10 protein-coding genes are annotated in these 13846 nt (G+C 39.7%); 1 reads left to right on the top strand and 9 read right to left on the bottom strand.

The annotated features are described in order from the left end of the window. Nucleotides 1–115: 115 nt before the first annotated feature. The 9 genes from pgmB to NIE32_RS00010 all read right to left on the bottom strand — a co-directional run bounded on the left by pgmB (nt 116) and on the right by NIE32_RS00010 (nt 12226). Nucleotides 116–775, bottom strand: coding sequence for a beta-phosphoglucomutase (pgmB, locus tag NIE32_RS00050; RefSeq protein ID WP_354326689.1), 660 nt, complete (start codon nt 773–775; stop codon nt 116–118). Continuing rightward, nucleotides 753–3071 carry a glycoside hydrolase family 65 protein gene (locus NIE32_RS00045; RefSeq protein ID WP_253051749.1) on the bottom strand — a complete coding sequence of 773 codons (2319 nt, stop codon included), beginning with the start codon at nt 3069–3071 and terminating at the stop codon, nt 753–755. The genes pgmB and NIE32_RS00045 overlap by 23 nt, the downstream gene beginning before the upstream one ends. Then, entirely contained in the window at nt 3068–3946 is an 879-nt protein-coding gene (locus NIE32_RS00040) for a DUF1189 domain-containing protein (RefSeq protein WP_253051747.1), read from the bottom strand. Before NIE32_RS00040 ends, NIE32_RS00045 begins: the two co-directional genes overlap by 4 nt. 63 nt (nt 3947–4009) lie before the next feature. Further along, nucleotides 4010–4861 (bottom strand): sugar ABC transporter permease, encoded by an 852-nt coding sequence (locus NIE32_RS00035; RefSeq protein WP_023509217.1) that lies wholly within the window; start codon nt 4859–4861, stop codon nt 4010–4012. A 1-nt stretch (nt 4862) separates the two neighbouring features. Next, on the bottom strand, nt 4863–6170 hold the full coding sequence (locus NIE32_RS00030; protein ID WP_253051745.1) for a carbohydrate ABC transporter permease: 1308 nt from the start codon (nt 6168–6170) through the stop codon (nt 4863–4865). 30 nt (nt 6171–6200) lie between these two features. Next, nucleotides 6201–7466: an extracellular solute-binding protein gene (locus tag NIE32_RS00025; protein WP_253051743.1), complete on the bottom strand. Its 1266-nt coding sequence runs from the start codon at nt 7464–7466 to the stop codon at nt 6201–6203. Nucleotides 7467–7567: 101 nt separating this feature from the next. Further along, on the bottom strand, nt 7568–9355 hold the full coding sequence (locus NIE32_RS00020; protein ID WP_253051739.1) for a glycoside hydrolase family 13 protein: 1788 nt from the start codon (nt 9353–9355) through the stop codon (nt 7568–7570). Nucleotides 9356–9370: 15 nt separating this feature from the next. Beyond that, nucleotides 9371–11056 carry a glycoside hydrolase family 13 protein gene (locus NIE32_RS00015; protein ID WP_253051737.1) on the bottom strand — a complete coding sequence of 562 codons (1686 nt, stop codon included), beginning with the start codon at nt 11054–11056 and terminating at the stop codon, nt 9371–9373. Between the two features lie 216 nt (nt 11057–11272). Next, nucleotides 11273–12226: a LacI family DNA-binding transcriptional regulator gene (locus NIE32_RS00010; protein ID WP_253051735.1), complete on the bottom strand. Its 954-nt coding sequence runs from the start codon at nt 12224–12226 to the stop codon at nt 11273–11275. Between the two features lie 232 nt (nt 12227–12458). On the opposite strand from NIE32_RS00010, the gene NIE32_RS00005 reads away from it, so the two are divergent. After that, nucleotides 12459–13829 carry an MATE family efflux transporter gene (locus tag NIE32_RS00005; protein ID WP_253051733.1) on the top strand — a complete coding sequence of 457 codons (1371 nt, stop codon included), beginning with the start codon at nt 12459–12461 and terminating at the stop codon, nt 13827–13829. Nucleotides 13830–13846 lie beyond the last annotated feature (17 nt).

Below are 13846 nucleotides of genomic sequence, written 5' to 3'. Positions count from 1 at the left end.
GGTTATTTCGTTATCATAGCGATTCTACCTCATTTATCATAATCATGGCAAAAAACTGTATCCACAGAATCTCATGAATACAGTACTTTTGTCGAAGTTGGATCAATTAACCTAGTTATTGGTGCTTGAAATGCGAAAACAAAGATTCTATCGTTAGCTCTGATGTCGATACGACGCGCAGATCCGCACCAATATTTTCCGGTACACCGATACCCACTGCGAACATCCCGGCAGCATGAATAGATTTAATGCCAGCCACTGAGTCTTCAATACCCACACATTCTTTAGAATCTATCCCCAACTGTTCTGCTGCAGTCAGAAATATTTCTGGATCGGGCTTTCCATTTCTGAGCTTGGCGGGGTCAACGACTGTATCAAAAAAAGAATCAATCTTCAATCGTTCAAGAATGTATGGACCATTCTTACTTGCAGAGGCCAGTGCAATCTTAATCCCATTATCTCGTAAGTCAACGAATAGTTTACGAATGCCCGGAAGTAATTCATTAGGTGTAATCTCTTGAATGAGCTGTTTATAAGCATAATTCTTTTGTTCTGCCATCTTTTCTCGTTCAAGAGCTGTAAATTGATCGAAACAATTTCCATAGTCAAGAATTATTTTAAGTGAATCCATTCGTGAAACGCCTTTAAGTCGTTCATTAAATTGCTCATCTAGTGAAATACCTATTGCAGACGCAAGATGCTTCCACGCTTTAAAATGATACTTTGCTGTATCTGTAATCACACCGTCCAAGTCAAACAGTACTGCCTTCATCATCGACACGCTCCTCATCATCAGGCATGTTAAGAGAACATTGAGCATCAAGATTTACGGTTTGCCCATATACTTTAATTGATAATGAATTTCCTGATAACAGCGTCAGCAATACTTGTTTTCCTTTAACACAAACATCAATCAAGCGCCCACGATAATTGATTTTAAACGCATACGAGCTCCATCCATTCGGCAAAAAAGGTGAAAAGGAAAGTGTCTCATTGTACGTTTTCATACCGGCAAATCCTTGAACAATCGCAAGCCAGCTCCCAGTCATCGATGTGATATGCAACCCATCTTCAGTATCATTATTATAATTGTCTAGATCTAGTCTTGCGGTTCGCTGATAAAGTTCGAGTGCTTTATCTTTCTTACCAAGCTCCGCGGCCAAAATCGCATGGACGCACGCCGACAAACTGGATTCATGAACAGTAAGCGGTTCGTAAAAATCAAAGTTCTTCTCTTTTTCTTCTATAGTATAGTGATCATTCAAAAAGTATAAGCCCTGAAGAACATCTGCTTGTTTGATATAACACGACCGAAGAATCCGATCCCATGACCAGTGCTGGTTAATCGGGCGTTGATCAGCAGGAATGGCAGATACAGGTTTAATGTCTTTATCAAGAAATGTATCATGTTGGACAAAAATGCCCAGTTCTTCGTCTTGCGGATAATACATCCGCAAGACAATATCTCTCCAATGAGCGATCTCCTGATCGGATAAATTTAGCGTATTGTATTTTTCTTTGCTGATCGATTCAAGTGCGTCAATTGTATACCCGAGTGTCCAAGCTGCCATCGTATTTGTATACCAGTTGTTATTCACGTTATTTTCGTATTCATTAGGTCCGGTGACACCATGAATCATATATTTTTGAGCACGTTCTGAAAAATGAACCCGATCTGCCCAAAAACGACTAATCCCGACCAGGACGTCAATACCAGCCTCTTCAATATAAGCTTTATCACCTGTGTAATTAACATAATTGTAAATAGCGTAAGCGATGGCGCCATTTCGATGAATTTCTTCAAAAGTAATTTCCCATTCGTTATGACACTCCACACCAGTGAACGTAACCATTGGATAAAGAGCGCCTTGTAATCCTTGCTGTTTCGCATTGTGATAAGCACCATCTAATTGCTTATATCGATAAAGGAGCAGCTGCTTGGTTACACTTGGATCTGCTAATGCCAGATATAAAGGAACCGCATAGGCTTCCGTATCCCAGTATGTGGCACCACCGTATTTTTCACCAGTGAAACCCTTAGGTCCAATATTCAAACGGTCATCCTCTCCGTAATAGGTAGAAAAAAGCTGGAACAGGTTAAATCGAATCCCCTGCTGTGCTTCATCATCCCCTTCAATGGAAACATCCGCCTTATTCCATCGATCTTCCCAAGCTGAGCGATGCTCTTCTTTTAGCTCATTATATCCATGGGACAACGCTTGAGCTAACAATTCTTCTGCGCGAGTCATCAGCAAGGATTGATCATAATCTCTGCTTGTTGTCACTGCAATGAGCTTATCCAATGTCGCCTTTTCACCGATTTCCAGATGATACGTGTACTCATGAGCTACATATAGATTTTTTTGAAAAATTGTTTTTTCTGCTTGTTGGTCCGTTTGTACACCCATTGAGGCGCAAACCGAGAAAACAGGAACACCAAATGAATTATCAATGGTTCTCACCGTAAGACCTGAATAGTCTTCGTAAGACTTTCGATCAGTCTCTAACCAGAACATTTCGTCATAATTCGAATCTTCATTTCGCACATGAGCATCAAGGAACGGAACCATTTTGACTGTAACATTTTCCGTTAATGCAGTTACTTGAAAACGTATAGCACAAATTTCTTTGTTTACAGCACTCAAAAAACGTTCTGTCTTAACTTTAACTTTTTTATTATTTTTTGAGACAGAGTAAGAACGATGCAATATCCCTTCATGCATATTCAGTTCAAGATAAAAATTCTCAATCTGATCTTGATAAAGATCCACTTCTTCTCCATCAATAAACAATTTAATCCCTATAAGATTCACAGCGTTAATCACTTTGCCAAAATACTCAGGATAACCATTTTTCCACCAGCCTACCCGTGTTTTGTCTGGATACCAAACTCCAGCAATATACGTCCCCTGGTGGTGATCACCAGAATAAGTTTCTTCAAAGTTGCCTCTCATGCCCATATAGCCATTGCCGATAGAAGTCATACTCTCTTGCAAGCGTATGTGCTCTTTATTTAGATGTTGGGTTGCTAGTTTCCACCCATCAATATCGAATAGCCTTAAATTGCTCATTTACTCTCATCTCCTAGTACTGTCAAATGCCGGTTTATAACTTTTCGGTTGTTTTGAAAATGAGTTTTCCAAAATACAAGTGAAATAACTAGAACAAGCCCTATCGATTGAATCATAATAAGGGATCCATAATCGAATGAAAACAAAGATAGAAACAGTGCTGCGATTGATGGCCACCCTGCTGACGTAATTACGATCGCTGCAGCTTCGCGTAACGAACGAATATCCGATATCTTCGAATACTTTGTTAGCCATAGAATGAAGGTCATGGCACTCATAAGAATGATGTTAGAAACCAGCAAAGCTGCAAAACTAAGTAGTGATACAACAGCTACATAGATTGGCTTATACTGATCCATCCATAGTTCGGAAACAAGCGTCTTAACACCACCCTTGTGTCCTGTTAATGATAAATCCTTGTGTTTCGGATAGTCGATCACAAATCCATATCCGTTTTGATCGGTAAGAATCAAATGATGTTTTTGGAAAACTAAAACACTCTTATATCTACTAACGCTGTGATGGTACCGACTTCCTGAAACCTTTAGCGTATTTTTTGGATCCGTTGCAACAACCACACGATTGTCAACCAATTTTTTAGTTTCAGCAGCACCTGTTAATCCGCCTTCTTTAATCGCTCCATCCAAGCGAACATTTCCAGTAACTGTCCGGTCTACGGTCGGTGCAACCAATGATAAAGGAGCTTGTGTAACCGATGAAAGATGTATTGAAATCGGCATCATTAAGCATCCATTGATGAACAGAAATAAGAAGACAAGTTTCCACCATTGAAAGCGAGTTCGCTCCTCAAAAATGCGCTTCAGACTGCTCATTGACACAAGATAATTAATTGGGAATCCTTTTTCTTTTATCATCACATTCTCACCTTGCACACATTATATTTCTTTTCCCCACTACGATGATCATACGCCTGATTATTATCCTTTCGTTCCCCCTGCTGTCAATCCGCTTTGGAAATTCCGTTGTAGGAGGAAAAATAAAATAACGATTGGAATTGAGATTAGGAACGAACCCGCCGCGAACATGGCAACACGTTGATTGGTCGGGTCAGCGATGAACTGCTGTAGCCCAACAGCAACCGTCATATTTTCTGGTGATCGAAGTAGAAACGCTGATAACAAATAATCGCCAAATGGGCCCATAAATGCCCAAAGTGCCTGAACAGCAATCATTGGCATGGCTAGTGGTAAGTTAATTTGCCATAAGATACGTAAGTGACCGGCACCATCAATGCGTGCGGATTCATCCAAATCACGTGGTATCGTGTCAAAGTAGCCTTTCATCAACCAGGTATTCATCGGAATACCACCGCCAACATAGACCATAGTTAGGAACCAATATTGATCAAGACCGTTGATAATCAGTCCAAGCACAAAGTATGCAGTGAGTGCTGCCATCGTCGGAACCATTTGAATGACTAGAAAAAAGATTAACCCATTTTTTCTTCCTTTAAATCGATAACGACTATACGTGTAGCCTGCGAGTGTGACAATGATGACTTGAATAATCATCGTTGAAACTGCAATAATCATCGTATTCTTAAACCACGTCAGATAGAGGGTCTGAGTAAAAAGTTGCTGAAAATTGGCTAGTGTCCAATGCATGTGCAAATCGAGTGTAAATGCAGTCAAATCACTAGCGTTAAATGCAGATTGAACCGTGATCAGTAATGGGTATATGATAATAATGCTGAGCACGATCAGAAACAGATAGGTCAAGAACCGACTGAAAAAACGATTAAATTTTGTACTGCTAAGTATGCCTCTCATGTTACATCATCTCCTCATTACTGAAAGCATGCGTTTTCTTGAAAGTGAGTAATGACACACCTATGACAATAATTGATATGACAATAGTCACTGCCGAAGCCAATGCATATTGAGGTGATGTTCCCGTTGTTAGTTTGTAAATCCAGGAGATCAAAATGTCGGTAGAACCCGCACCGCCGCCAACATCTCCCGGCCCTCCTGAGTTAAACAAATAGATAATCGAGAAATTGTTGAAGTTGAATGTATATTGAGTAATGAACACAGGTGCGGTGGCAAACAAGATCATTGGCAGTGTAATTTTTGTGAATTTCTGAATGGCATTAGCACCATCGATATTGGCCGCTTCATAGAGATCATCTGGAATTGATTGCAATACTCCTGTCACCATGACAAAAATATAAGGAAATCCTAGCCATGTTTGAATCATAATCAATGCGGTTTTCGTCCAGAATGGGTCTGTTTTCCATGGTATGTCTGAAACATGAACGAATGGGATATAATTTAATAAACCTAAGACCTGTTGATTGATCGCACCAATACTATCATTAAACATGTTTGAAAAGCTCATAATAGTGACAAACGCTGGTATTGCCCAAGGCAGAAGAAAAATGATGCGGAAAAATTTCTTCCCAATGATAAACTTCTGATTTGTGATCACGGCTGTCAGTATACCAAGAGTAATTTGTCCTGTTGTCGCCAGAAGCGTCCAAATGATCGTCCAGCCGAGCACACTCACAAATGTCGAACGGTACGCACTTAGAAAGAACATATTTACAAAATTCTGCAACCCTACCCAGTCAATAAGTTTTGCCGGAGGAATATGATAAAAATCATAATTTGTAAACGCCATCAATAGAGTTACCAAAACCGGAAACACAATGACAAATAACATAACAAAATAAGCAGGGATTGTGAGCAAATAAGGAAATCCATTTTCCCAAATATTTTTTAACATCGAGCGTGCAGAACGATTGACATAGCCCAATGTATTGTATTGCTTAGCCACTTGCCTTGCATCACTCACATTAAGTATGAGTACCATCAAAAAGACAAAGGTGATAATGATTTGTAATGTTCCTTTTACAAGTAAGAAAAGGGAATGGTCCCGAATTGGAACCGTTCCCAATGTGACAAAATCTTGAAAAGCAGGTATCCCAATAGTGACAAGTTCAATTAAAAATGCAATGGTTACAGCAAGAAAAGCAAATCCTTTTAGTTGCTGACCATTATACATTTGTCCTAATCCGGGAATGAGGGATAACAAACCTGCTTTCCTAACACTTTTTTTCTTAATATTTTGACTTTCCATGGTGTTCCCCTCACTTTGATCGAAGCTTAATTATTTATCTTTGTATTTTTGTGCGATTGTTTTGTGCAATGAAGACACAGCATCGTCAAGAGTTTGTTTTGGTGATTTTTTTCCTGAAGCAGAGTTGAACATAGCGGGTTCCATTGTTGTCCATACTTCAGCCATTTCTGGAATATTTGGCATTGGAACGGATGAGTCATACTGCTGAATAACAGCCTTTGCAAGCTCGTCTTCGCCGTTGTTAACCTTTACTTGTGCATCAGGATTGACTGGAATTTCATTTGCATCTTTATAGAACTTATAAGCATTCGTTGCATTTGTTGCATACGTCAGCCATTTCTTTGCGAGGCTAGGATTCTTTGTGTAGGCAGAAGCAACCCAAGCCTTGCCACCTGCGAATGGTTTATATTCCTGACCATTTGGCAATGTTGGAATTTTGGCAACTCCAAAGTTAATTTTCGATTTCTTATAAACGGATGCTTGCCATGGTCCATCGATTACTGCACCGGCTTTTCCTTTAACAAATTGATTGGTTACAAAATTGCCTGAAGCTTTCACATCCTGCATACCTTTAGGCCATACTTTTTGGAACCAATGTGTGGCATAAGTCAATGCCTTAAGCGATCCATCATTGTTCAGCCCAATATCCTTTGGATTGGCACCGTTATTGCCAAATACATAACCTCCGTAACCAGCATAAAGACCGTATGCAAAATAGAAATCAGTCCATTTTACCAGGAAACCCGTGTTTTTGCCGGATTCAGATGAAAACGCAAATCGTTTGTCTTTTGCTAACGCTTCCAAATCTTTGAATGTTGTTGGGGCTTTCTTAACCAAATCTTTGTTGTAGTACAGAACTAGCGCTTCAATAGTCAGCGGAACACCGTAGTATTTCTTTCCATATTGAACTTGGCGATGTCCTTTTTCATTGAGGAAGTTGAGCATGCTCTTATCAACTTCGAGTAATTGACCTTGTTGACCAAGACCACCAACACGATCATATGGAGCAAGCATGACATCAGGAGCCTTACCCGCTGGTCCGTCTAGAGTCAGTGCAGTTAATTGATCGAACATCGGTTTCTTAACAACTTTAACCGTAACGTTATTTTCTTTTTCGAACTTTCCTTTAATGCTGTTCACGAATTCAGCATAAGCTGCGTTTGCTGAATCAACGGAAACGGTCAACGTTTTTTTTGCACCGTTACCGCTGCTTGATCCTCCTGAGCCACATGCCGCCAGTGTGAACACGAGCCCAAAAATAAGGATAGCAGATACTATTTTTTTGATGTATTTCATTTCTCTTTCCCTCCCTTTGATCTTACAAGCGTATTATAAGGTTTATTTGTAAACGGTTTCAACAACTGTTTTCATGTTACCGATAACAAGATGTAAAGCACTCAAACTCCTCTTTTGAGAACAGCAAACCACTGCGCTGAAACGTCGACTTTTTTGGTTTCGAGCTCCTTGCCATTCCAAATATCCGTATAAGAATAGGCCTCGTCTAATGAAACGCTTACTTCCTTATCTCCATGGTTAAAGATGAAAATGATCGCGTGTTTGCCTAATTCTCTACTGAAACCTATTGCCGATGAATCATTGGTTTCCAACCAATGAAGACTACCTTTTGAAAGAATCTCCTGATAATCTTTTCGCAGCTTGATTAACTTCTGTGTGAAGAGAAGCATTTCTCGGTCTTGCTTCTCTTCATCCCAAATCATACATTTTCGACATAGTGGATCATTGCCGCCGTCAAGTCCAACTTCTGTTCCATAATAAATGCATGGTGAACCCGTTTGTGCAAACAAGAATGCAAGTGCCTGTTTCACTTTTTGAGCATCGCCCTTTGCCAAGGTCAAAATTCGGGCAGTGTCATGACTGTCTAGAAGATTAAATGCTGCTTCATTGACATTCCGACTGTATTTCATAAAATGTTCATTCAGGCTACTGATCAATTGTGAAGAATCAATCTTATCTTCAATAAAGAAATTAATAATTGATTTTGTTAACGGATAGTTCATCACACTGTGAAATTCATCGCCTTGAAGCCAGTTCCATGCATTATGCCAAATTTCACCGACAATATACAAGTCTTCTTTTTCTTTCAGGACTGCCTGATGAAACTTTTTCCAAAAAGCATGATCTACTTCATTAGCGACATCCAGTCTCCATCCATCGATATCAAACTCTCTAATCCAATATGTTGCAATGTCTAATAAATAGTTTTGTACTTCTGGGTTCGCTGTGTTTAATTTCGGCATGGTCGTAGTAAACCCAAAAGCATCAAAAGATAGCGACGGTTTACCATCAAAATTGCCATTTTCTCCATCGCGTACAGGGAATGAATGAATATGGAACCAATCTTTGTAGACTGATTTCTGCTCATTCTCGATGACATCCTGCCATTGCTTTGATTTACTGCCGATATGATTAAAAACGGCATCAAGCATGATCCGAATGCCTCTCTTATGAGCTTCTTGAACTAATGTACGAAATGTTTCTTTGTCGCCGAAGTGCGGATCTATCGTATAATAATCCAAAGTATCATATTTATGATTCGTAGGCGATTTAAAAATTGGATTTAGATAGATACCACTAATTCCCAGATCTTTTAAATAATCTAAACGATTAATAATTCCCTGAATATCGCCGCCAAAAAAATCATCTCGATCAGGATCTTTCGAACCCCATGGCAGTACATTCTCTGGGGATCGATCGGGATCTCCATTTTCAAATCGTTCTGGAAAAATTTGATACCATACTGATGACTTTACCCACTCTGGTGTTTTGAACAAATCAACTTCATGAATATATGGAAATTTAAAAAAGTTATCGGGAACTGAAAATGTGACCTGGTCATTTGGTAAGAATTCACGATCCCCATAGAAGACAGACGCTCCATTTGAATCTGTGAGAACAAATGCATACTGCAAACGCCGATGCTCAGGTTTAACGGCAATAAACCAATAATCATGAAGACTGGTCGTCGCACTCTTTTTCATTTCAACTCGCCCACTTACCCATCGATAATTCTCGCCGACTTTGACATTTTCATACGGATCTCCGTAGACAAGAATCACGGATTGGATATCGTCTTTCTTAGAACGTACTTTAAGATGCATTGTTTCTTTATCATAAGGATAGGCGTATGAACTGCACGGCTGATGATATATTGCTGATTTTTCCATTATTGATCCTCCTTTTCATTCTTTGATCAACACATAGCACTCATAAGGCGCTAGTCGACTCGCTTCATCGTACTTGAATTTTCCTAAGTTATTCAGTAAACACGTCCATGAAGTCAGATCAGGTATTTCCAGTAACTGCGGGTGATTCGAAAAATTACAGATGACAAGAGCTGTCTTCCCTACTTCCTGACGTTCATAACCGTAGATCAATTGATTTTCTATATCTAGAATTCGACATGGTCCTTCAACAAATAGTTGATGACTCGCTCTTAACTTCAAAAGTCTGCGGTAATAATTGAGAATAGAATTAGGATCATTCTCCTGCTGTTGGACATTGACCTGATGATCGTCCTTATTAACCCCTAACCATGGATGCATTTCAGAAAATCCAGAGTAAGCACTCGTGTCCCATTGCATCGCGCCACGCGATGTGTGTTTTGATCGTAAGTACACAAACTGCATCATCTGATCGTAGCTATACCCCAGTTTCAGAAGATGAGCAGCTGATGCTGAAAGTGCCGAATCATGATAATCTTCAACTTGTTCCAGTTTTAAACTGGTCATACCAATCTCTTCTCCTTGAAAGATAAATGGCATACCCCAATGCAGGTACATGAGTGTTGCGAGCATCTTCGCACGTTCATTACGATAGCGGCCCGGATCACCTAATCTTGATAGCATACGCGGCATATCATGGTTATTTAAGAATAACGCAGGCCATCCTTCTTTATATAGCTCTTCTTGCCAATGCTTCATTATTTTTCGAAAAGATATTAAATCAAAATGCTCTTCCTGCCACTCTTTAGGAAGTCGGGTATCTCCGCTAAATGTAACCGCATCCAAATGTTTGAATGAAATAACACAATCACATTCTTTGCGGTCTTGTTTGGTGTATCGTTTCGCTAATTCAACATCTGCTGAAGCAGCTTCACCAATTAAAAGACAATCGGGTTTCATTCGTTTCATTTGTTGACTGAATTCACGAATGAACGCATGTACTTTTGGTAAATTGGCATAACACGGCTCTGCAATCACAAACTCTTCATTTTGGTCAGGATTATTAAAGTCACAAAAGCTCTGATCCTTAGCCAAGTGAATGATTGCATCCAGTCGGAAGCCGTCAATCCCCTTTTCCAGCCAATACCTTGCCATTTTGTAGACTTCAGTTCTGACTCTAGGATTTTCCCAGTTAAGATCCGGCATCTTCTTATCGAACAAGTGAAAATAGTATTGTTTGGTTAAAGGTTCATAAGCCCATACACTTCCGCCAAAGAAAGACGCCCAGTTATTCGGCTCTTTACCATCCTTCCCATCTCGCCAGATATAGAAATCCCTGTACGGATTGTCAAGACTCTTTCTCGCTTCCTGAAACCACGGATGCTGATCCGATGTATGATTAACAACTAAGTCAAAAATGACTTTAAGATTTCGCTTCTTCGCTTCAACAATCAGTTGCTCCATATCAGCATCCGTACCGAACTGCGGATCAATTGCATAATAATCACTTACATCATATCCATTGTCTACTTGAGGAGATTTAAAAATAGGATTAATCCAAATCACATTAACCCCCAAAGATTTAATATAATCCATCTTTTCTACAATGCCTTGAAGGTCGCCAATCCCGTCTCCATTAGTGTCATTGAAACTTTTTGGATAGATTTGATACACGATTGCTTTATGCCACCAAGGCTTATCCATTTACCTCACCTCCTTTACTCCTTAAAATTAGCATGCGCTTTCAAAGATAACAATCACCAATTGCTCTGTTACCGCTAACAAAAATAATAAAGGCGACCCTGAATAATCTGAGTCGCAATTGTCGGAGGTTTATTTACTTAGAAAAGATGACCAAACATTTACAAACAATTAAAGAAAAATCAAACAAGAATTACGAAAAATGAAAGCAACACCAAATTAAGTTGTTGTAGAATTTCGGATGATTAATTCAGGCTTGTATATTCGGTTTCCTTGTTTCATCCCGTCCTGATCAATTTTATCAAGTAATAGCTTAGCACACGTTTTTCCCATCTCCACAATGGGTTGGCGAATAGTCGTTAACTTTGGTTGTGCGATGCGATCCAGAAATACCCCGTCAAAACCAGTCACCATGACATCATCAGGAATATTTAGGCCGAGCCTCTGAGCTGCATGAACAACGCCAATCCCTAACCGATCCGATGCACAGACAAAGGCGATACGTTCGTGATTTTTTTGTAATACTTTTTCTGCTTCAAATTGAGCGATATGTGAACTGTTCTTCATCAGATTTATTTGAGGTAACAGCTGCTTCATCTTCATTGTTTCTTCATAACCTTCAATTCTTGAGCGCATGAACGGTTCGTCAATTTCAATACCGTAAAACAAGATTTTTTGACAACCATGATTTAAAATATGTTCCGTTACCATTTGCATTCCCTTTTTATTATCAACGTCTACATAGTCATAACCTTTTTTATTTTCTCCAAACAGAATTAGGGGCTGCTCAAGATGAGAAATAATGTGATCATAATCCGTTTCGCGCATTCCTGTAACGATTAATCCGTCACACCGACCAATAGTATGTGAACTACGCGTCACGAGTTGAAGTGAGTAATGGCGCTGATCTAGTTCGATTGCAATACCGGCCAATAAGTTCATATAATACGGCTCCGTTGTATCCATCTCTTCTAAAATAAGCAATTTTATTACTTGGGTACGATTATGAACAAGGGCTTGTGCGGCAGAATTAGGCACATAGTTCAGTTCCTTCATTGATTTATATACTAATTGACGTAATTCTGCCGAAACTTGCTCGGGATGGTTAATCACTCGTGATACTGTCATTTTTGAAACAACAGCTTTTCTCGCGACATCTGACAAAGTTGCCATTGAATCCCCTCACCTTCACTCGTTTCAAAAGTATTATATCATCATTATAAGTAACCGTTTACAATTTATTAAAAATGCTTTATGATACTTTGATGCACGTAAATTACGTTTATGCGAATCGTTTGTTTGGATTGCTTTGAAAAGTGAGGTGAATGCCAAGCATGACATGGAAACAGGGTTAAAGTATGAATAGCCGAGCAGTATCTATCCATGGTTTATGCTAGGCAAAAATATGAACGTTCAGGAATCCGATTACAACAATCAAACACTTTATTCAATCACGTGGCCCATTTTTCTAGAACTCAGTCTTCGTATGGCAATGGGTATTATTGCCACATTAATGCTCGGTCGTTATTCAGATGCTGCTGCTGCAGGAGTCGGTGTGGGAAATCAGTTACTTAATCTTTTTATTCTTGTTTTTAACATTACGTCAATCGGTGGAACAATTTTGATTGGCCACAATTTAGGTGCACGGAACCTGAAACATGCTGAAAGGATTGCTCATTCTGTTTTTTTCATGAATTTTTGGTTTGGTGTTGGCGTTTCTGCTCTCGTTGTTTTGTTTGGAAATCATTTTCTAATGTTCTTTCATTTGCAAGGCAATGTGCTCCATGAAGGACTAATTTTTATTCGTATTTGTGGTGCATCCTTATTTTTAGAATCGCTCTCACTTGCTTTAAGTGCCGTGCTGCGAAGCCATGGGTTTACGAAAGATGCAATGGTCATCGCTGTAATTATGGATGGAATCAGTGTTGCCGGAAATTTCTTTGCCACAACGAGTGCTTTTGTCCTGCCTCTAAGCGGAGTAACCGGCGTTTCTTGGGCAATGGTATTCGCTCGTTTCTTTGCTTTCTTTGCGTTGCTCTTTGTTGTCTGGAGAAGGTTAGCTATTCGATTTAGCTTGCGAGATTGTTATCATGCCAATCGAAAAGATATATCAGATCTACTCTCCATCGGTATTCCTTCAGCAGGAGAAGGAGTTTCCTATCAGTTTTCTCAATTGGTGATCACTGCATACGTTGTCCTGATCGGTAGCACTGCTCTCGCGGCTCGAGTATATATTATGAATATCACAATGCTATGCTTTCTCTTTACAGCTGCAATTGCCCAAGGGACTCAGCTTCTAATTGCTAGATATATCGGTGGCGGACAATTCGATCGTGCATACAAACGAGGATGGCGAACAGTTCTTTTTGCTGCCGGTTCATCTACTATTGTTTCATTCATTATTGCGCTACTCGGTTCAGATATATTAGGACTATTTACCGAAACATCTGCTATTGTTGGGTTGGGAATACCTGTGCTTTGGATGAATCTATTCGTTGAGCCGGGTCGTGCCATCAACATTGTGCTTATGGGCTCCCTGAAATCAGCAGGTGATGTCCGTTTCCCGGTCATTATCGGAGTCCTTTCAATGTGGACAGTTGCTGTTGGTCTAAGTTATGTATTCGCTATTCATCTCGGACTAGGGCTGATTGGTATTTGGCTCGCACAGGGAGCAGACGAATGGTTTCGTGGAATCTTTGCCCTTAAACGTTGGCATAGCAAGCCATGGATGCGGCTGCATCCGCTTATAACAAAAAATGATGCTGCAACAAAATAATAGAAGGATCCATTCCG

It is taken from the genome of Sporolactobacillus kofuensis (assembly GCF_024125425.1).
GTDB classification, from domain to species: Bacteria; Bacillota; Bacilli; order Bacillales; family Sporolactobacillaceae; genus Sporolactobacillus; species Sporolactobacillus kofuensis.
The sequence above is the reverse complement of the archived record's forward strand: the minus strand, read 5'-3'. Positions and strand labels throughout refer to the sequence as shown.

What these genes read in the sequence shown, in the direction of transcription:
- NIE32_RS00005 (WP_253051733.1), top strand. Translation starts at nt 12,459, where the DNA reads ATGAACGTTCAGGAATCCGATTACAACAATCAAACACTTTATTCAATC.
- NIE32_RS00045 (WP_253051749.1), bottom strand. Translation starts at nt 3,071, where the DNA reads ATGAGCAATTTAAGGCTATTCGATATTGATGGGTGGAAACTAGCAACC.
- NIE32_RS00015 (WP_253051737.1), bottom strand. Translation starts at nt 11,056, where the DNA reads ATGGATAAGCCTTGGTGGCATAAAGCAATCGTGTATCAAATCTATCCA.
- NIE32_RS00035 (WP_023509217.1), bottom strand. Translation starts at nt 4,861, where the DNA reads ATGAGAGGCATACTTAGCAGTACAAAATTTAATCGTTTTTTCAGTCGG.
- NIE32_RS00040 (WP_253051747.1), bottom strand. Translation starts at nt 3,946, where the DNA reads ATGATAAAAGAAAAAGGATTCCCAATTAATTATCTTGTGTCAATGAGC.
- NIE32_RS00030 (WP_253051745.1), bottom strand. Translation starts at nt 6,170, where the DNA reads ATGGAAAGTCAAAATATTAAGAAAAAAAGTGTTAGGAAAGCAGGTTTG.
- NIE32_RS00020 (WP_253051739.1), bottom strand. Translation starts at nt 9,355, where the DNA reads ATGGAAAAATCAGCAATATATCATCAGCCGTGCAGTTCATACGCCTAT.
- NIE32_RS00010 (WP_253051735.1), bottom strand. Translation starts at nt 12,226, where the DNA reads ATGGCAACTTTGTCAGATGTCGCGAGAAAAGCTGTTGTTTCAAAAATG.
- NIE32_RS00025 (WP_253051743.1), bottom strand. Translation starts at nt 7,466, where the DNA reads ATGAAATACATCAAAAAAATAGTATCTGCTATCCTTATTTTTGGGCTC.
- pgmB (WP_354326689.1), bottom strand. Translation starts at nt 775, where the DNA reads ATGATGAAGGCAGTACTGTTTGACTTGGACGGTGTGATTACAGATACA.